The sequence below is a fragment of the Oceanisphaera psychrotolerans genome (assembly GCF_001870485.1).
In the GTDB taxonomy this organism is placed as follows: Bacteria; Pseudomonadota; Gammaproteobacteria; order Enterobacterales; family Aeromonadaceae; genus Oceanimonas; species Oceanimonas psychrotolerans.
This window is the reverse complement of sequence record NZ_MDKE01000002.1, coordinates 39,663-58,227: the sequence shown is the minus strand read 5'-3', so window position 1 is coordinate 58,227 and position 18,565 is coordinate 39,663. Positions and strand designations below refer to the sequence as shown.

20 protein-coding genes and 1 riboswitch are annotated in these 18,565 nt (G+C 60.2%); of the genes, 6 read left to right on the top strand and 14 right to left on the bottom strand.

The window, feature by feature from the left end; all coding sequences use genetic code 11:
• Positions 1 to 173: 173 nt before the first annotated feature.
• From BFR47_RS00765 to BFR47_RS00750, 4 genes are read left to right on the top strand one after another with little or no spacing between them, the layout of a single operon-like run.
• The gene (locus BFR47_RS00765; RefSeq protein ID WP_071471292.1) at positions 174 to 1,841 is read left to right on the top strand and encodes a diguanylate cyclase; all 1,668 of its coding nucleotides are present in this window, start codon (positions 174 to 176) and stop codon (positions 1,839 to 1,841) included.
• A 3-nt stretch (positions 1,842 to 1,844) separates the two neighbouring features.
• Entirely contained in the window at positions 1,845 to 2,036 is a 192-nt protein-coding gene (locus tag BFR47_RS18385) for a hypothetical protein (protein WP_071471291.1), read from the top strand.
• Positions 1,988 to 3,043, top strand: coding sequence for an HDOD domain-containing protein (locus BFR47_RS00755; protein ID WP_342713608.1), 1,056 nt, complete (start codon positions 1,988 to 1,990; stop codon positions 3,041 to 3,043). Before BFR47_RS18385 ends, BFR47_RS00755 begins: the two co-directional genes overlap by 49 nt.
• Positions 3,024 to 3,425 (top strand): response regulator, encoded by a 402-nt coding sequence (locus BFR47_RS00750; RefSeq protein ID WP_071471289.1) that lies wholly within the window; start codon positions 3,024 to 3,026, stop codon positions 3,423 to 3,425. The genes BFR47_RS00755 and BFR47_RS00750 overlap by 20 nt, the downstream gene beginning before the upstream one ends.
• 17 nt (positions 3,426 to 3,442) lie before the next feature.
• Here BFR47_RS00750 and mnhG read toward each other — a convergent pair whose 3' ends face one another.
• The 10 genes from mnhG to polA form a co-directional block, all read right to left on the bottom strand.
• Positions 3,443 to 3,823 carry a monovalent cation/H(+) antiporter subunit G gene (mnhG, locus tag BFR47_RS00745; protein ID WP_217645418.1) on the bottom strand — a complete coding sequence of 127 codons (381 nt, stop codon included), beginning with the start codon at positions 3,821 to 3,823 and terminating at the stop codon, positions 3,443 to 3,445.
• Entirely contained in the window at positions 3,813 to 4,088 is a 276-nt protein-coding gene (locus BFR47_RS00740; RefSeq protein WP_071471288.1) for an MrpF/PhaF family protein, read from the bottom strand. The genes mnhG and BFR47_RS00740 overlap by 11 nt, the downstream gene beginning before the upstream one ends.
• Before the next feature lie 4 nt (positions 4,089 to 4,092).
• Positions 4,093 to 4,566: a Na+/H+ antiporter subunit E gene (locus tag BFR47_RS00735; protein WP_071471287.1), complete on the bottom strand. Its 474-nt coding sequence runs from the start codon at positions 4,564 to 4,566 to the stop codon at positions 4,093 to 4,095.
• Positions 4,563 to 6,065 (bottom strand): Na+/H+ antiporter subunit D, encoded by a 1,503-nt coding sequence (locus tag BFR47_RS00730; RefSeq protein ID WP_175514038.1) that lies wholly within the window; start codon positions 6,063 to 6,065, stop codon positions 4,563 to 4,565. The genes BFR47_RS00735 and BFR47_RS00730 overlap by 4 nt, the downstream gene beginning before the upstream one ends.
• Positions 6,062 to 6,409 carry a Na+/H+ antiporter subunit C gene (locus tag BFR47_RS00725; protein WP_071471286.1) on the bottom strand — a complete coding sequence of 116 codons (348 nt, stop codon included), beginning with the start codon at positions 6,407 to 6,409 and terminating at the stop codon, positions 6,062 to 6,064. The genes BFR47_RS00730 and BFR47_RS00725 overlap by 4 nt, the downstream gene beginning before the upstream one ends.
• A complete protein-coding gene (locus BFR47_RS00720) occupies positions 6,410 to 6,841 on the bottom strand; it encodes a Na+/H+ antiporter subunit B (protein ID WP_071471285.1) in 432 nt (143 codons plus the stop codon).
• Positions 6,838 to 7,965 carry a hydrogen gas-evolving membrane-bound hydrogenase subunit E gene (mbhE, locus tag BFR47_RS18380; protein WP_245748732.1) on the bottom strand — a complete coding sequence of 376 codons (1,128 nt, stop codon included), beginning with the start codon at positions 7,963 to 7,965 and terminating at the stop codon, positions 6,838 to 6,840. Before mbhE ends, BFR47_RS00720 begins: the two co-directional genes overlap by 4 nt.
• On the bottom strand, positions 7,965 to 9,137 hold the full coding sequence (locus BFR47_RS18375; protein ID WP_245748731.1) for a proton-conducting transporter transmembrane domain-containing protein: 1,173 nt from the start codon (positions 9,135 to 9,137) through the stop codon (positions 7,965 to 7,967). Before BFR47_RS18375 ends, mbhE begins: the two co-directional genes overlap by 1 nt.
• 228 nt (positions 9,138 to 9,365) lie before the next feature.
• Complete coding sequence (thiD, locus tag BFR47_RS00710) at positions 9,366 to 10,202, bottom strand: bifunctional hydroxymethylpyrimidine kinase/phosphomethylpyrimidine kinase (RefSeq protein WP_071471284.1); 837 nt, start codon at positions 10,200 to 10,202, stop codon at positions 9,366 to 9,368.
• 40 nt (positions 10,203 to 10,242) lie between these two features.
• Positions 10,243 to 10,343, bottom strand: a riboswitch (TPP riboswitch).
• Between the two features lie 110 nt (positions 10,344 to 10,453).
• Positions 10,454 to 13,192 (bottom strand): DNA polymerase I, encoded by a 2,739-nt coding sequence (gene polA, locus BFR47_RS00705; protein WP_071471331.1) that lies wholly within the window; start codon positions 13,190 to 13,192, stop codon positions 10,454 to 10,456.
• 312 nt (positions 13,193 to 13,504) lie between these two features.
• Between polA and elbB the strand changes: the two genes are divergently transcribed.
• Both elbB and BFR47_RS00695 read left to right on the top strand, forming a co-directional pair.
• Positions 13,505 to 14,152 (top strand): isoprenoid biosynthesis glyoxalase ElbB, encoded by a 648-nt coding sequence (gene elbB / locus BFR47_RS00700; protein ID WP_071471283.1) that lies wholly within the window; start codon positions 13,505 to 13,507, stop codon positions 14,150 to 14,152.
• 277 nt (positions 14,153 to 14,429) lie between these two features.
• Positions 14,430 to 15,029 carry a hypothetical protein gene (locus BFR47_RS00695; protein ID WP_139215064.1) on the top strand — a complete coding sequence of 200 codons (600 nt, stop codon included), beginning with the start codon at positions 14,430 to 14,432 and terminating at the stop codon, positions 15,027 to 15,029.
• Here the strand turns inward: BFR47_RS00695 and BFR47_RS00690 are convergent.
• The 4 genes from BFR47_RS00690 to BFR47_RS00675 form a co-directional block, all read right to left on the bottom strand.
• Positions 15,026 to 15,688, bottom strand: a complete 663-nt coding sequence (locus BFR47_RS00690; RefSeq protein ID WP_071471281.1) for a 7-cyano-7-deazaguanine/7-aminomethyl-7-deazaguanine transporter — start codon at positions 15,686 to 15,688, stop codon at positions 15,026 to 15,028. The genes BFR47_RS00695 and BFR47_RS00690 overlap by 4 nt on opposite strands.
• 124 nt (positions 15,689 to 15,812) lie before the next feature.
• The gene (locus BFR47_RS00685) at positions 15,813 to 16,712 is read right to left on the bottom strand and encodes an EamA family transporter (RefSeq protein ID WP_071471280.1); all 900 of its coding nucleotides are present in this window, start codon (positions 16,710 to 16,712) and stop codon (positions 15,813 to 15,815) included.
• 103 nt (positions 16,713 to 16,815) lie between these two features.
• Complete coding sequence (locus BFR47_RS00680; RefSeq protein ID WP_245748730.1) at positions 16,816 to 17,004, bottom strand: DUF3630 family protein; 189 nt, start codon at positions 17,002 to 17,004, stop codon at positions 16,816 to 16,818.
• A 70-nt stretch (positions 17,005 to 17,074) separates the two neighbouring features.
• Complete coding sequence (locus tag BFR47_RS00675) at positions 17,075 to 18,508, bottom strand: protein adenylyltransferase SelO (protein ID WP_071471279.1); 1,434 nt, start codon at positions 18,506 to 18,508, stop codon at positions 17,075 to 17,077.
• Between the last annotated feature and the right edge of the window lie 57 nt (positions 18,509 to 18,565).

Below are 18,565 nucleotides of genomic sequence, written 5' to 3'. Positions count from 1 at the left end.
CCTCTTCCTTGTCGTGAGCGGGAGCGACCGATACTGTATAGCCACCGTTGTTGCCGCACAGAAGTTGTTGCCGAACAGAATAAGTCCCATACGAAACTTTATCAGCATATACTGGCTCTGCCTATTTAACCCGGCCTGGGCCATGAGACACAAGATTAACACTGGAGGATCGGATGACGTCTGACCTTATCGCCATGGATCATCGGCTGACCGCGCTGAAAGCGCGGTTTGCCGATAGAACGGCAAGCCAGCTGAACAGCATGATCGAGAACGTAGAGACATGGCAGCGCGGCGGCATCCATCATGACAGCCTGGAGGCCCTCTACCAGTTGCTCCACCGGCTGGCGGGTTCCTCGGGCACCTTTGGCTTTCCCAGGCTGGGTCGGCAGGCAAGCCAGCTGGAACAACGTATCAAGCCGCTGCTGGAGAGTCCCGATTTTTCCGCTTCCCGGGCCCGGGACATCATCGATGCCCGTTTTATGGAGCGGCTGTGCCAGCTGGCCCAGTTACTGGAAGACGGGGAGCAGAACGCCCCCCCGTCACCGATACCGCAACAGCCCAATCTTTCCACCGTGCGGGCCACCGAAGTGTTGGTGCTGGGTGAAGAGCTGGCCGGGCTGGCGTCAGCCCTGGACCACCACGGCTTTCGCTTTCATCTGGCGGCCATGACCACCGATATCCCGGAGCACCACTGGCACGAAGGCAACACCATAGTGACCTCGAGTCACCACCTGAAGCAGGTTGCCGCCTGGAACAAGGCGCTGTCGCTGCGTTTGCAGCAAAAAGAAGCGACCATACTCTGCATCGGGTCGGATGACGACTTTTCCGCCCGCTACCGGCTGGCCGAACTGGGTGCCAGCGGGCTCTTTACCCTGCCGGTCGATGTACCCAGGCTGGCGGAGCGCATAGAGCAGCTTAATCGTGAACGGCAGGAAGCCAGTACCGGCAAGGTGCTGCTGCTGGATGATGATGAAGAACTGACCGAACATTATCGACTGGTACTCACCAACGCCGGCATGAGTGTAAGGATCATGTCCCGCCCCGATGGCCTCCTGAACACACTGGCGGAATTCAGGCCCGATATCGTGCTGATGGATATCCATATGCCCCCCTTTTCCGGCATCACCCTGGCCCGGATGATCCGTTTTGAGCCCGAATGGCTGAGCCTGCCGATCATCTACCTGTCCTCGGAGCAGGACAGAGACGAGCAGCTCAGCGCACTGGCTCAAGGCGCCGATGAATTTATCACCAAGCCGATTTCCGACCGGCTGCTGATCCGTACCGTGCGCATCCTGTGTTACCGGGCCCGCCAGCTATCCAAGCTGGTATCCTGCGATGGCCTGACCGGCCTGCTCAATCACTCCCATATCAAACAGGCGCTGGGCCATGAACATGCCCGGGTGCAGCGACAGGGACATGACACCATCGTCGCCATGCTGGATCTGGATCATTTCAAGGCCGTCAACGACACCCATGGCCATGCCATCGGCGATCAGGTCATCAAGGCCCTGGCCACCCTGCTGCAGAAGAGGCTGCGCGATACCGACCACCTGGGCCGCTACGGTGGTGAGGAGTTTGTGGTGATTCTACCGGAATGTGAACTGCCCCAGGCCACGGCCATGTTCGAGGAGATCTGCCGTCATTTTTCCGATCTGACGTTCAGCAGCCCCGAGGGCCAGTTTCACGTGACGGTCAGCATCGGCCTCGCCAGGCTGAACCAGTTTTCACTGGCCGAGCAGGCCTTGAATGCCGCCGACGAGGCGCTTTACGAGAGAAAGCGACAGGGTCGCAACGGCGTCAGCTGCTATGCTTCCATTACCTCGCCGCCGGATGATGAATAAGCCATGGATGTGCTGCTCTTGGAGGACGATCTGTTAACCGCCGAATTAATCCAGACCGTGCTGCAGGGTTCGACGCCCGGCGTCCGGATCCTCCTGACATTCAATGTAGCGGAGGCAGGGCTGCCTGGACCAAACAACCGGTTCAACTGGTTCTCTGTGACTGGAATCTGCCGGACGGCTGCGGACTGGAGCTGATTAAATTTATTCGCGGCACCGGTAGCCTCGTCCCCATCGTCGTCATCAGCGCCAACTCCGACCGGGAGAGCGTGACGATGGCGGTGCGTCATGGTATCAGCGACTTTATCGCCAAACCCTTCGATGTGCCCACGCTGCAGCAACGGCTGTTGCCGCTGCTGGCCGCCAATGACGCCGACGAACCGCCGGCCTCTGTCCCCCTGCTGGAAGCCTGGTTTGACCGTACGCAGACAGAGCCACTCCGCCTGCCGAGCAGTCTGGATCCGAATGCCATATTGCCATTGCTGACCAAAAGCAGCGAGCTGGCGGCAAAGGATCTGGTACCACTGTGGAAAAACGAAACGACACTGACCGCCAGACTGCTGCATCTGGCCAACAGCGCATCACTGAGGCGCAGCGGCAAACCGGTTTCGCGGCTGGATGAGGCCATCACCGCCCTGGGGGTGGACATGTCGCTGCGCTGCGCCATGGCGCTGGCCCTCGATATCACCGGCACCCTGCACGACGAACGTCTGATTGAGCGGGCCCGCCAGTATATGACCACCGCCGAGCAGGTCGCGTCCATCGCCCGGGCCATGGCCCTGAGCCTCGGTCTGGACGGTCTGAGCTGCTATACTGCCGGTCTGCTGAGCCGGATCGGAGAGCTGGCGGTACTACGTACGCTGCAGGATTTCATCACCCAGGGCGGTACCCTGGACGAAGGTGATATAGCACCGCAGCTCTCGCAATGGGGGCCGGCCTATGGCAACCGGCTCAAACAGCAGTGGGGACTGCCGCTATCGGTGCGCGAGCTGGTCGGCGCCATACATGTAGCGCCCACCCACACCACCAAACGCTCCCTGCTGATCATGCACCTCGCCGCACTCAGAGTCTCATCCCGATTGCAGGGTCCCGAGGCCTTGCGCATGCTGCGCCAGGCGGGACTGGAACCCGAAAAATGGCTGGCCGAAATGCCGCCGGCATCACCAACTCAACAAGGATGTCACCATGAACAAGACCACCCCTGAACGCATCCTCTATGTGGAAGACGATGAAGACATTCGCGAGATAGCCCAGCTGTCGCTGGAAATGGTCGGCGGTTTCACGGTGCTGCTGTGCGATTCTGGCGAGCAGGCGCTCGAGCAGATCGGTGCCTTTCAGCCGGATCTGATCCTGCTGGATGTGATGATGCCGGGCATGGATGGCCCCTCGACCCTGACCGCCCTGCGCCAGCAACCCGAGTGGGCCCAGACGCCGGTGGCGTTCATGACGGCCAAAATACAGCCGCAGGAAATAGCCGCCTACAAGGCGATGGGGGCGCTGGATGTGATTGCCAAACCCTTCGATCCCATCCAGCTGCCCGAGCAGATAAAAGCCATCTGGCAGCTGAGCCGTCAGCCGTCAGCCTAGGCGACTTGCCGCCGGTGTCAGTCTTCTTCCCGCTTGCGGGGCGAGCTGCCCAGCCGGTGCGTCTTGAGATCGTAGCGTTCCTTGATGACGTCCTTGACCGTCCCTTCCCACAGCTTGATCCCCACAAAGTAACCGGCCCGGGCCAGCACATGGGCCGCCACCGGCGCCGTCACTATCACGAACACCACCACCGCCAGGGCGCGCACCACCACACTGGTGTCATGGGCATAAAACACCGCCACCCCGCAGGCCATCAGACCGGCGCCCAGGGCACCGGCCTTGCTGGTGGCATGCATCCGGGTCAGCAGATCGGGCATGCGGATAATGCCGATGCCGGACAGCAGCATCAGCAGGGAGCCGAGCAGCATCAGCAGGCTGGTAATGATTTCAGTCATCATCGCGTTGGCCTCCCCGTTCCAGATAGCGGGCAAAGCCCACCGCCGCCATGAAGGAGGTCAGCGCCATGACGATGGCCACGTCGATAAACTGCGGGCTGTCGTAGGCCACACTGTAGAGCAGAATAAAGCCCACCGTCATCGAGGCGATCACTTCCAGCGCCACCACCCGATCCGGCAGGGTCGGGCCACGCAGCAGCCGCACCGCCGCCAGCACCAGCCCCAGACTCAAAAAAACAAACGATAAGGTTACAGCAACATCAAACATCGGCTTATCCCAACAAGTCCAGCACACGGGCCTCCAGGGCCTTGAATTCCGCCAGCTGGCGGGCCTCGTTATCCAGATACATCAGATGTACATACAGCACCTTGCGGTCGCTGGACACATCCAGTGCCAGCGACCCCGGGGTGGCGGTGATCAGATTGGCAAACATGGTGATACCGGCGTCATCCTTGAGATCCAGCGGAATGGCGATCACCCCGGGCCGCATCAGATGCGTCGGCGTGATCACATCGTAGGCCACCCGGGCGTTGGCCTTGATCAGATCCCAGATAAAAAACAGAATAAAACTGATTATTCTGGGCAGTTTGCCGAAGTAGCGGGCAAACATGGGTTTGTCTCGCGCCACATAGGCCAGCACCAGATAACTCAGTATCATGCCGGCCACCAGGTTACCTATGGTATAGGTGCCGGACAGTATGACCCAGACCAGGGCCAGCAGCATATTCCAACCAAAGGCTCTCATCGGCTTGCTCCCAGTACCGCTTCGATATAACCGGCCGGTGACAGCAGCTGATCCGCCGTCGCCAGCGCCAGCTGTACAAACCACTCGGCACCAAAGCCGATGGCCAGGGTGGTCAGCGCCAGGCACAGCACCGGCAGGTACAGCACATAGCGGTTCGGATCCTCGGCTCCACGCAGGGCTTTGGCTTCTTCCGGCAAGGGCTTCCAGAAGGCTTCGGCCCAGATTTTGACCATGGAGTACAGGGTCAGCAGACCCACGATCAGGGCGATGGTCACCATCAGCCAGGATTCGGCCTGCAAACCGGCCTTGATCACCGTGTACTTGGCGAAAAAGCCCGACAACGGCGGCAGACCGGCCAGTGACATGGCCGGGATCAGAAACAGCAGCGCCAGCCAGGGCGCAGATCGGTACAGACCGCCCAGCCGGGCCAGCTCATAGCTACCATGATAGCGGTACATGATGCCGCTGATCAGAAACAGGTTGGTCTTCACGATGATGTGATGAAAGATGTAGAAGACGCCACCGGCAATGGCCAGCGGCGTAAACAGCGCCAGCCCCACCAGCATGTAGCCAATCTGGCTGACGATATGGAAAGAGAGGATACGGCGCACTTCGAACTGGGCCGCCGCCCCCAGCACCCCGGTCAGCATGGTGAACACCCCCATGCCCATCAGGATGGTATGGTGAGTCAGGCCGACGTCCTGCACGAAGATCAGGCTGAACACCCGATACAGCGCATAGACCCCCACCTTGGTCAGCAGGCCGGCGAACACCGCCGATATGGCCACCGGTGGCGTATGGTAGGAGGCTGGCAGCCAGAAGAACAGCGGAAAGGCCGCCGCCTTGATGCCGAAGGCCACCAGAAACAGCATGGCGATCACCGTCACCAGCCCCGGTTGCTCGCCATTACCCAGCTTCAATGCCAGATCCGCCATGTTCAGGGTGCCGGCATAGCCATAAAGCAGGCCCACCGCGGTCAGGAACAGCGCCGACGACAGCAGGTTGAGCGTCACGTACTTGAGCGCCCCTTCCATCTGCGCCCGCTCTCCCCCCAGGATCAGCAGCCCGAAGGAAGCCACCAGCATGATTTCGAACCACACATAGAGGTTGAAGATATCGCCGGTGAGAAAGGCCCCGACCACGCCGGCCAGCATCAGGTGCAGCAGCGGATAATACCCGAAGGCCTCGTGGCTGCGGCTCATGGTGGCCAGCGAGTAGACCGCCACCGCTAGTCCGATGACCCCGGTCACCACCACCATGATGGCACTGAGCAGATCGGCCACCAGCGTAATACCGTACGGCGCCGGCCAGTTACCGATATAGGCGACCAGAATGCCCTGTTGGCGTACCTGGCTGAACAGATAGATGGATGCCAGCAGCAGACCACTGCCGGAAAACACCGAAATCCAGCGCTGCACCAGCCGCCAGCGCCAGCAGGTGAGCGTCAGGGCGCCGGCCAGCATGGGGATAAAAATGGGTAAGATAACGGCTATGTTCACGAGTCTGTGCTCTTCATTTCGTTCATGTCATCGGCACCGATGACTTCATAGGCTCGATGGATCAGCACCACGGCGAATGCCAATACCCCGAAGCTGATGACGATGGCCGTCAGGATCAGCGCCTGAGGCAGGGGATCGGCGGTGACCCCGACCGGATGATAGAGACCTTCCGGGATCAGGGGCGGCGCGCCCCGTACCAGCCCGCCCCCGGTCAGGATCAGCAGGTTGGCGGCGTTGGACAGGATCATCAGCCCGATCACCAGTTTGACGATGCTGCGCCTGAGCATCATGAACAGCGAGGTGGCATAGAGACCACCGATCACGAAAGCAAACAGGTTTTCCATTTATTCCTCCACCTTGTCCAGCGACAGCATGATGGTCGACACCACCCCGATCACCACCAGATAAACACCGATATCGAACAGCAGCGGGGTACTCAGACTGAGTTCACCGATGCCTGGTACATAGAGGGTCCACCACTGGCTGGTCAGAAAAGGCTGGCCATGCAACAGCATGCCCAGCAGGCCGCTCAATAGCGCCAGCAACAGGCCGACACCCATCAGCAGCTGGCTTTCCACCTTCATCAGCTTCTTGGTGCTGCTGGCATCGAAGGCAAACAGATGCAGGGCAAAGGCACTGGACGCCACCAGGCCGGCGATAAAGCCGCCCCCGGGTTCGTTATGACCGCGCAACAGCAGAAAGATGGACGACAACAGCAGCAGCGGTACCAGCAGACGGGTCGCGGTCTGCAGGATAATGGAAGTATCGGATCTCATTTCTGGGTCTCCCAGCGGAAACGGATCATGGCATTGACGCCGATCGCCGCCAGTGCCAGTACAAAAATTTCACCCAGGGTATCCAGGGCCCTGAAATCGACCAGAATGACGTTGACGATGTTGCGCCCGTGGGCCACCGTGTAGCTGTTTTCCACCAGATAGGCGGTAATGCCCTCGCCCGGCAGAGAAGACTGGTTCACGGTGAGCACCATCATGGTAACCAGCACCCCGAAGGCCCCGGCCACGGTGGCATCACGCAGGCGCACCAACGGGCTCGACAGATCCTGAAAGCCGGGCAGACGGAACAGCACCAGCACCAGCAGGATCACGGTCAGGGTCTCGATCAATACCTGGGTAATGGCCAGATCCGGCGCACTGAAGAAGACGTAAATCATCGCCATGGCGAAGCCCAGCACCCCTATCGCCGCCACCGCTCCCAGTCGCAAATGAGTGGCACTGGCATAGACCACCGCCACCAGCATCAGCAGGCTGATCACCACCTCGTAGAAATGTACGCCCTCGAACGACAGCGAATAGACAAAGGCATCTTCCGACCAGAAGGCGTAGGCCAGCAAGGCGATGATGGTCACCAGTATGGTCAGAATATAGTTGGTCATGTAGCCGTTCTGCAGCACCCGGGTCTGGCCACGGGCCAGCCACACCAGGCCATCCATCATCCGTTCATAGCCGCGCTCGGGGCCGTAGGCCAGCGGGTGCATGGCGGTGGCCAGGGGATTGCGCAACCGCTCCCAGTAACGGTACAGCAAACCGCCCCCCACCAGTGCCAGGGCGCTGAGCAACAAGGGCAGGTTAAGACCGTGCCACAGCGCCAGATCCAGTTCCGCCGCCGGTGCACCGGCGATGGCGGTGACGGCCGCCTGCAGCAAAGGCTCTGCCAGACCGGGCAGGATCCCCAGCAGCAGGCCAAGCGAGGCCAGCACCGAAAAGCCCAGCCGCATCGACAGCGGTGCTTCGTGGGGCGTTTTGGGCGTGGGCTTCAGGGTGCCATAGAAGGGCTTTATCGCCACCAGCGCCGCGGCGGCCACGATACCGATGGCGGTGATCACCGACAGCGCCGTCAGCAAAGGAGCCAGCCAGGTCGCTCCCAGCGCCGATTCGAACATCAGCTCCTTGGCGATAAAACCGAACAGCGGCGGAATACCGGCCAGCGACAGCGCCGCAGGGTGATAAACAAGGCGGTCTGGGGCATGGCGCTGCGCAGACCGCTCAGCTCGCGCACATCCTTGGTGCCGGTTTCATGATCCAGGGTACCCGCCGCCATGAACAGCGCCCCCTTGTAGAGCGCGTGCGCCAGCAGAAACACCATGGCCGCCTCCAGCGCATGAGGGGTGCCGATGCCGATCAGCATGGTCAGGGTGCCCAGCGCCATGACGGTAGAAAAGGCGAGAATACGCTTGAGATCGGTGCTGCATACCGCCATCAGGGCGCCGACCGTCATGGTTACGCCGCCAAACAGCGACAGCGTCAGCATCCAGGCCTCGTTGCCGGCCATCATCGGCTGCAGCCGGGCCATCAGATAGACCCCGGCCTTGACCATGGTGGCCGAATGCAGATAGGCGCTGACCGGGGTCGGCGCCGCCATAGCATTGGGCAGCCAGAAGTGAAAGGGGGTCTGGGCCGACTTGGTAAAGGTACCCAGCAGAATAAGCACCATCATCGCCAGAAACAGCGGCTGCTGCTGTACGTCCGTACCCTGGGTCAGCAGCTCGTGCAACTCGAAACTGCCACCGAGATGGCCCAGCAGTATCAGTCCGGCCATCAGCGCCAGACCGCCACCGGCCGTGATAAAGAATCCCTGCAGTGCCGCCTTGCGCGCCTTTTCCTGCTCGTGGTTGAAGCCAATCAGCAGATAGGAGGTGAAGCTGGTCAGCTCCCAGAACACAAACAGCGAAATCAGGTTGCTGGACAGCACCAGTCCCAGCATGGCGCCCATGAACGCCAGCAGATACATCAGCAACTTGTGAATGTCTTTGTGGCCCTGCAGATAGCGGCCGGCGTAAATGAAGATAAAGGTGCCGATGCCGGTGATCAGCAGCGCAAACATCAGGCTGAGACCGTCGAGCATGAAATTGAGATTGATACCCAGACTGGGGATCCAGTCGTAGTGGTGCAGCACGGTCTGACCGCCGGTGACCGCAGGCCAGAACCCCAGGAAATATCCGAACAGGGTCGCCGGCAAAATAGCCAGGCACCAACCGATCCTGTCGCCCAGCAAGGGCATGAGACGAGGCACCAGCATCGCCAGAACAAAACCGGCTATCACAGCAACAAGCATAGGAAAACGCCTCCTTTCTATGCCTGTTCAGGCAACAGAATGAGCTAAAAAAGGGGGGAGAAACAGCACGGTAGCAGGCTATAGTAAGGAAGTAATTTGATTAACTTTCAATCGGTTAATCTATTATTTTTGAATTTTTATAGCAGCCGATACTACAAGTCGCACCGTTAAAACGCAAGCAGAGCCGGATTCATCGGCTCTGGGTGCCAATCCGTTTCCGAGCACGACTCAGCGCGCGAAAAAATGCTCCACCGGCCCCCGCCCCTGGCCGATACGCAGGTTGCTGCCCGCCAGAATGGCCTTGTCGATATAATGCTTGGCGGTGGACACCGCCATCTCCAGTGCCAGCCCCTGACCCAGATAGCAGGCCAGCGCCGCCGAGAGGGTACAGCCGGTGCCATGGGTGTTGGCCGTGATCACCCGGGGGGTATCGAAGCAGCGCACCTCGCCACCGCTCAGCAGCCAGTCCGGGCTGCGCGATTCCTGCTGCAGAAAGCCGCCCTTGAGCAGCACGGCGGCACAGTCCAGGTTGCCAAGCCCCTCGAACAGCGATTCCACCCCGGACAGAGTCGCGGGCAGGCGCGCGCCGATCAGCGCCGCCGCTTCCGGCAGATTGGGGGTAATCACATCGGCCAGCGGCAGCAGCTCCTGACGCAGGCTGTTCACCGCATCCTCCGCCAGCAACATGTCGCCATTGGCGCTGACCATCACCGGATCCACCACCAGATGGGCCGGGCGATAACGACGCAAGACCTCGGCCACGGTACCGATGGTGGCGCTGTCGCCGAGCATGCCGACCTTGACCGCCGTGACCTGCAGATCGCCGAACACCGCCTCCAGCTGGGCCCGGATCATCTCCTGGGGCACCGGATGAACGGCGCTGACGCCACGGGTATTCTGGGCGGTAAGGGCGGTGATCACCGAGCAGGCATAGCCACCGGTGGCAGAAATGGCCTTGATGTCGGCCTGAATGCCGGCGCCACCACCGCTGTCGGATCCGGCGATGGTGAGCACTATCGGCTTGTGACGTGAGTGGGTGTTACTTGAACGGTCGTGACTGGTCATATCCTTATGGTCCTCCGGGCGAAGGCACCACCGGCAAACTGACGTTTGCCCGTTAGTTTCCTACGCCAGCATTAACTGGATCAGGTACAGCGGGTCCGGTATCGATACCGTCTCAGCCTGGCGGCTCCCCGACTAACAATCGCTCGATAATAGCGACCCCGGCTGGCAAATACCAGCCAGAAGCCGAGAGGGACAAGGTGTGAGAGCGGTCTTCACACCTTGCCCCTCACGTCTTACCTCTCACGCAATGGTTAATGCGCCTGATCCCAGTTGTCCCCTTCACCGGCCTCCACCAGCAAGGGCACATCCAGGCTGACCGCCTGCTCCATCAGCGTGCGGATCTGCTCCTTGAAGGCCGCTACCTTGTCTTCGCGGATTTCGAACACCAGTTCATCGTGTACCTGCATCAGCATGCGCACCTCATCATCGGCTTGCTGCTCCAGCCAGCCGGCGACCTTGATCATCGCCTTCTTGATGATATCGGCGGCGGTACCCTGCATGGGCGCGTTGATGGCCGCCCGTTCGGCCCCCTTGCGGCGAGCGCCGTTCTTGGCGTTGATTTCCGGCAGGTACAGCCGGCGACCGAACAGGGTAGACACATAGCCCTTGTCCGCGGCCAGGGTACGGGTGTCTTCCATGTAGCGCAGCACCCCCGGATAGCGCTCGAAGTAGATATCCATGTAGGCCTGGGATTCGGCGCGGGGAATGCCGAGCTGGCGCGACAGGCCGAAGGCGCTCATGCCGTAGATCAGGCCGAAGTTGATGGCCTTGGCCCGGCGGCGCTGCTCGGTGGTGACCTGATCCAGCGCCACCCCGAACACCTCGGCGGCCGTCGCCTTGTGAATATCCAGCCCCCGGGCAAAGGCATCGAGCAGACCCTTGTCCTGAGACAGGTGCGCCATGATCCTCAGCTCAATCTGGGAGTAATCCGCCGCCACCAGCTTGTAACCGGGCGCGGCCACGAAGGCCTGACGAATGCGGCGCCCTTCCGGGGTACGGATGGGAATGTTCTGCAGGTTTGGATCCGACGACGACAGCCGGCCGGTGGCGGTATTGGCCTGGTGATAGGAGGTGTGAATGCGGCCGCTGTGTTCGTTGACCATCAGCGGCAACTTGTCGGTATAGGTGGACTTGAGCTTGCTCAGCGCCCGATATTCCATCAGCAGTTTGGGCAGCGGATAGTCCAGAGCCAGCTCCTGCAGCACTTCTTCGGCGGTGGACGGCGCGCCCTTGGGGGTTTTCTTCAGCACCGGCAGTTCGAGCTTGTTGAACAGGATCTCGCCCAGCTGCTTGGGAGAACCGAGGTTGAAGGGTTCGCCGGCCAGTTCATGAGCTTCCAGCTCCAGCTCTTTCAGCCGGGTGGCGATCTCGTCGCTCTGAATGGCCAGCAGCCCGCTGTCGATACGCACCCCGGTGTATTCCATCTGCGCCAGTATCGGCACCAGCGGCATTTCAATTTCCTCGAACACCTGCTGCAGCTCGGGCTCGGCCGCCAGCTGTGCCGCCAGATGATGATGCAGCCGCAGGGTAATGTCGGCGTCTTCCGCCGCATAGGGGGCCGCCTGCTCCAGCGGTATCTGGTTGAAGGTCAGTTGCTTGGCGCCCTTGCCGGCAATCGACTCGAACGAGATGGTGTTATGGTTGAGGAAAAACGCCGCCATACTGTCCATGTCGTGGCGGGTCTGCACCGAGTTGAGTACATACGACTCCAGCATGGTGTCCATGCCGATCCCCTTCAGCTCGATACCGTGGTTTTTCAGTACATTGGCATCGTACTTCAGATTCTGGCCCAGCTTGATGAGCCCTGCGTCTTCCAGCAGCGGCTTGAGCGCCCCCAGCACTACTTCTTCACTCAGTTGTTCGGGCGCATCCAGATAGTCGTGGCCGAAGGGCACATAGGCGGCCTGACCCGGCTCGATGGCAAACGACACCCCCACGACCCGGGCATCCCGGTAATTGAGGCTGGTGGTTTCGGTATCGAAGGCGAAATAAGGCGCCTGCTTCAGCCGCCCGATCCAGTCATTCAACTGCGCCTCGGTGTCGATGGTCTGATAATCGGTGGCCATCGCCGGAGCCGGCTCTGGCGCAGGCTCGTCACTCTGATCCGGCTCCAACTCTGCCAGCAGGTTGCGGAATTCATATTCCCGGTAGAGTGCCTTCAGGGCCTCGGTGTCCGGTGCGCTCTGCTGCAGATCCGCCGGGCCCCATTCCAGTGCCACATCGGTCTTGATGGTCGCCAGCACGCGTGACAGCTTGACCATGTCCTCATGCTCGACAAATTTGGCAGCGAAGGTCTTGGAGCCGCGAAAGCCCAGGGCCGCGACCTTGTCGGTGTTGGCGGCGATCTCGTCGATCGACCCCAGCCCCTGCAGCAACGCCAGCGCGGTTTTTTCACCCACCCCGGGCATGCCCGGAATGTTGTCCACCTTGTCGCCGACCAGTGCCAGCAGATCCACGATCAGCTCCGGCGGCACGCCGAATTTCTCCACCACGCCGTCTCTGTCCATGAAACTGTTCTTCATGGTGTCCATCAGCAACACATGATCCGATACCAGCTGGGCCATATCCTTGTCGCCGGTGCTGATCACCACGTCCAGCTGCTGTTCGGTAGCCTGGCGGGCCAGGGTGCCGATAACGTCATCCGCCTCTACCCCATCCTCGATCAGCAACGGCAGACCCATGGCCCTGATGATGGCATGGATGGGTTCGACCTGACTGCGCAGATCGTCCGGCATCGAGGGCCGCTGCGCCTTGTACTCCGGATAGATCTCGTCGCGGAAGGTCTTGCCCTTGGCATCGAATACCACCGTCACCCGTGAGTCGGGAAACTGCTTGTGCAGGCTGCGCAGCATGTTGGTGACCACCCGAATCGCGCCGGTGGGACGACCATCGCTGGTGCGCAGATCCGCCTGCTGGGAAGCAAAAAAAGCGCGGTACAGATAGGAAGATCCATCGACCAGGATCAGGGGTTTGGCAGGAATGGCAACCATGACGTCTTTCTCGTTAATGCGTTGGCCGCTAGCATGCCACAGCCGGGCCGCCGACACCACGGCGGCCCCTGCTGGAGCCTGTGGATAACTCTGTGCAAAGGAGATCGAGCCAGGATCCCGGCTAAATCAACAATTTCTTGTTTATCAGTACCTTATAAATTAATAGTGGATCTTGCTTGCGGATCTGAAAATGTGGAAAATCGGCAGCAACGACGTTCTGCGTAATTGTTGAGCGAAATAAATGCTAGCATAGTTCTGACAGATCACCCGGTGCTGCATCATAAATTTTTACCGCCGAACAAGGAGAGCCACATGAAAAAAGTTGCCGTTATTTTAAGCGGCTGCGGCGTCTATGACGGAGCAGAAATTCACGAGGCCGTGTTGTGTTTGCTGCACCTGGCCAGGCAAGGGGCCAGTTATCAGTGCTTTGCCCCCGACAAGCCCCAGCATCATGTGATCAATCACCTCACCGGTGCAGAACAGCCCGGCAGTCGCAACGTGCTGGAGGAGTCGGCCCGTATCGCCCGCGGCGAGATCAAACCGCTGTCTGAGCTCGATGCCGGCGAGTTCGACGCCCTGCTGCTGCCCGGCGGTTTCGGTGCCGCCAAAAACCTGTGCGATTTCGCCTTCAAGGGTGACGCCGCTCAGGTCGATCTCGATGTGCTGCTTGCCTGCAAGGCCTTCGCCGCCGCCCGCAAGCCCGCGGGTTATTGCTGCATAGCGCCGATGCTGATGCCGCGGGTCTATCCCGCCGGGGTCAAGGGCACCATCGGCACCGACACCACCGCGGCCCAATCCTTCACTGCCATGGGCGGCGAACACATCGGTTGTGCGGTGACCGATGTGGTGGAGGATGAACACTACAAGGTGATCTCCACTCCCGCCTACATGCTGGCCCAGAGCATCACCGAGGCCGATACCGGCATCGGCAAACTGGTGAAACGGCTACTGGAAATGTAAGAGGCTGTTTACAATAAAAAAAAGGCCGGCATAGGCCGGCCTTAAAACTCTGGAAGCAATGTGAGCAATGTGAGCAATGTCGTGCCTTCGCAAGCTGGCTTCACCTACCTCTGAAAAAGTGGAAGTCATGTTTCGAAAGCAAGTTAACGATAATCGTTATCATTTATAATTGCAAACAAATTTCTTCATTTTATTCCGCTTTTCTTTAATGCCCACCCCGACTTCCCCCGCTGCCAGCTTGACTACAATGAGTAATATCGCAACCGGAGGAAAGCCGATGAGCAAGCCATGTTTATGGGTAGGGTTATGGGCGGGACTCTTGCTGCCCGGTGCACTGTTCGCCGACGATGCCGAAACCAATACCGACATCAGGCAGGCGATCACCGAAGGTAACCGGGCCTATGAGGCCGGTGAGTTATCCCAGGCGGCGGCACAATTCGACTATGTCGCCACTTTGCTTCGCCAGCTCCAGGCCGGTGAGCTCGGTACCCTGTTCCCGGAACCGCTCGCCGGCTGGCAGGCCGAAAACGTCGACACCCAGGCCGGATCGGCGGCTTTTTTTGGCGGCGGTATCAACGCCTCCCGCCGCTACCACAAAGAGGGGGCCAGCCTGGACATATCCATCACCAAGGATTCTCCCCTGCTGCAGACCATGGCGGTACTCTTTACCAATCCCAGCATGGCTGCCATGGGCGGCTACAGAATGAAACGCATCAAGGGGCAAACCGCCATGGTGAAAGAAGAGGGTAACAGCCGGGAACTGCAGATGCTGATTGCCAACCGCATCCTGCTCCAGCTCAGTGGTCGCGGGATCACGGAAGAAGACCTCAACGCCTATGCCGAAGCCCTCGATATGGACGCGCTGACCCGACTTTAGCAGCTGGCTCTGACTTCCACCCCTGCTTCGCCGACCACCTTGCGGCTCAGATATTTGAGCAGCAAGCCGTAGGCGGGCACAAACAGGCCCAAGCTGAACACCAGTTTGACGCCGTAATCCACCCAGGCAATTTCGACCCAGTGTTGTGCCATGAACGGGTCCGGCGAACGATAGAAGGCCAGGCTGAAGAACACCAGGGTATCGACCAGATTACCGAAAATAGTCGAGCAGACCGGCGCTACCCACCAGGCCCTGATCTGCCGCAACCGGTTAAACACCGACACATCCATGATCTGCCCCAGCACATAGGCCATGAAGCTGGCCAGGGCGATACGGGCCACGAACAGGTTGAACTCCGACAGCGACTCCAGCCCCTGATATTGCGCCTCGAAAAACAGCACCGACAGTACATAGGACGTGGCCAGCGCCGGCAGCATCACGTAAAAAATAATACGCCGGGCCATCTCGGCACCGAAGATACGTACCGTCAGATCCGTGGCCAGATAAATGAAGGGAAAACTGATTGCCCCCCAGGTGGTGTGCAGGCCAAACAGGGTAAAGGGCAGCTGCACCAGATAGTTACTGGCGGCAATGATGACAATATGGAGCAGCGACAGCCGGAGCAGGGCAGTGCGATATTGGGCGGGAGAAATAACCATTTTTCACCTTTTTGATTAATGGGGTCAGGGAACCCATCCCGGAAACGGCGCCCAGTATAGCCAGCCGCGCGACATTGACAACTGCTTTCTTTTTAATCAAACCCGGAATGTGTGCGGCGCCATCTTACCCTTGTATCGAGCCTTTGTCTTTACATGAAAGTAATTTCCAGAGGCGCACGCCAAACACATTCAGCCCCAGGCCCAGCATCACCAGCAGGGCACCGACCCACTGGACCGAGGTGAGTCGCTCATTCAGCAACAGGGCGGCCGAGCTAAGACCCACCACCGGCACCAGCAACGAAAATGGCGCGACCATGCCGGTGGGATAACGCTGCAACAGGCGACTCCAGAGCCCGTAGCCCAGCAAGGTGGCCACAAAAGCCAGATACCCCAGCGCCAGCAGGGTATGGCTGCCGATATGGCGCAAGGCCTCGCCTATCTGCTGCGGCCCTTCCAGCCAGAGCGACAAACCGAGAAACGGCAGCGGCGGCACCAGATTACCCCAGACGATAAGACCGATAAGATCGACCCGACCTATCTTCTTGGTCACGATATTGCCCAGCGCCCACATGGCCGACGCCGCCAGGGTCAATCCCAGCCCCAGCATGGTCATGGTGCCATCTCCGCCTCGGCCGATCACCGCCAGTCCGGCCGCCGCCACCAGCAAGCCGGCCAGATTGACCGGCTTAATTCTTTCCCCCAGCAGCACGGCGGCGAACAGCAGGCTGAAAAAGGCCTGGGACTGCAGCACCAGCGAGGCCAGCCCTGCCGGCATGCCGTTAGCCATGGCGTAAAACAGAAAGGCAAACTGGCCCAGCGAAATGGTGCCGCCGTAGGCAATTAACCAACGCCAGGGCACCTGCGGCCGCCTGATCAGCAAAACGGCGGGAAACGCCACCAGGGTAAAGCGCAGTGCTCCCAGCAGCATGGGCGGCACGCCGTCCAGTCCCACCAGGATCACCACGAAATTCATGCCCCAGACACCAATCACCACCAGTGCCAATAACAAATCCTTGGGTGCCATGCGGGGAGCTTCCTTTGATTATAGAGACAGGGTCAGATGGTCATACCAATCTGATGTTTCACGGTGATAGCGGCAACGGGGATATCCGAGGTTCAGGGTCTGATCAGCCGTTCCACTGTCCGGTCAGCCAGTCGGCCACATCCTGATCCTGCTCGCTCAGCGGCTGCAACCAGGCGCAGTCCGCATAATGCTGAAAACACAGCAACAGCCGGCTCTCTTCGAAGCCAACCAGCCACTGGTGGTAGTCGGCCCCCTCTTCCCGCTCAATCAGTTCCAGATCCAGCTCTCGCACCAGGCTTCGGCCCAGGCGGGAAAGGTTTCTATGGTCAATGGTGTATCGGTGTCGAGTGTCTTGGTCATCATCAGGAGCTACAGGAAATACAGAGTGATTCGGCCCAGGCCGGTGCCGGCATGGCGTAATGGTCCAGCTCGGGCTGCTCGTCGAAGGGCCGGGCCAGCAACAGCAGCAGCCGATCGGCCTCGCTCATGTCGCCCTGCTCCGCCCGCTCGATGGCCTGCTGAGCCAGGTGGTTGCGCAGTATGTATTTGGGATTGACCGCATTCATACCGGCGGCTTTTTCAGCCTGCGTTCGGCTTTCTCGCGCCAGTCGGGCCTGATAACGACCAAACCAGTCGCGGCCGGCTTCGGGCTCGGTCAGCAAGCCCAGCAGGCTGTCGGGCACCGGCCCGGACGATTCAAGCTGTGCCAGGCGGCGGAACCAGCAGCTGTAATCCACCTTCTGCGCCGCCATCAGGGTAAACATGTCCCGGAACAGTGCCGGATCCTCGTCCTGCCAGGCCGTCAGCCCCAGCTTCTGGCGCATGCCTTCGGAGTAGGTCGACAGCAACTGATACTCGTATTTGCCCAGCGCCTGCTGCAGTGCCTCCAGCTCGATCACCCCGGACAGGGCCTGGGCCAGCCGCTGCAGGTTCCAGTTGCCGACCGCCGGTTGCTGATCGTAGGCATAGCGGCCACCGTGATCCGAGTGATTGCAGATATGGTCAGGATCGTAGGCGTCGAGAAAGCCGTAGGGGCCGTAGTCCAGAGTCAGGCCCAGCATCGACATGTTGTCGGTGTTCATCACCCCGTGGCAGAAACCCACCAGTTGCCAGCGGGCGATCAGGGTCGCCGTCTTTTCCACCACCCGCTCGAACAGGGCGGTATAACCGGCTTGATCCTTGGTGAGATCGGGCCACTGAGTGTCGATCAGGTAGTCGAGCAAAACGGGGATCCGTTCCGGCTGGCCGCTGTAATAGAAATACTCGAAATGACCGAAACGCAGATGACTGGGCGCGGCACGCAGCACGGCGGCCCCCGGTTCCCTCTGCTCCCGGTACACCGGTTCTTCGCTGCCCACCAGGCTCAGGGCCCGGGTGGTGGCAATGCCCAGATGATGCATGGCCTCGGAGGCCAGATATTCGCGCAGCGAAGAACGCAGCACCGCCCGGCCGTCACCGAAGCGGGAGTACGGCGTCTTGCCGGCCCCCTTGAGATGGAGATCCCAGCGCCGGCCATCGGGGGCCACCACCTCGCCCAGCAACAAGGCCCGGCCATCTCCCAGCTGCGGGCTGAAACCGCCGAACTGATGGCCGGCATACACCTGGGCAAAAGGAGTCATCTCCGGCAGCAGCCGGTTGCCGCTGGTCAGCTCGCGCCATTGCGGTTCGGACAGATCCATACCCAGCTCATCGGCCAGGTCCCGATTCAATAACAGCAGCCGGGGTGAAGACAGCGGTGTCGGTTCGACCCGGGCACCGGCCCAGTCAAACCTTGCATACAAATTGTCTAACATCATATATTCCATCCTGTCGCCGTCGACCGCATTTTCTTTTTGACCATGGCTTACTTTATA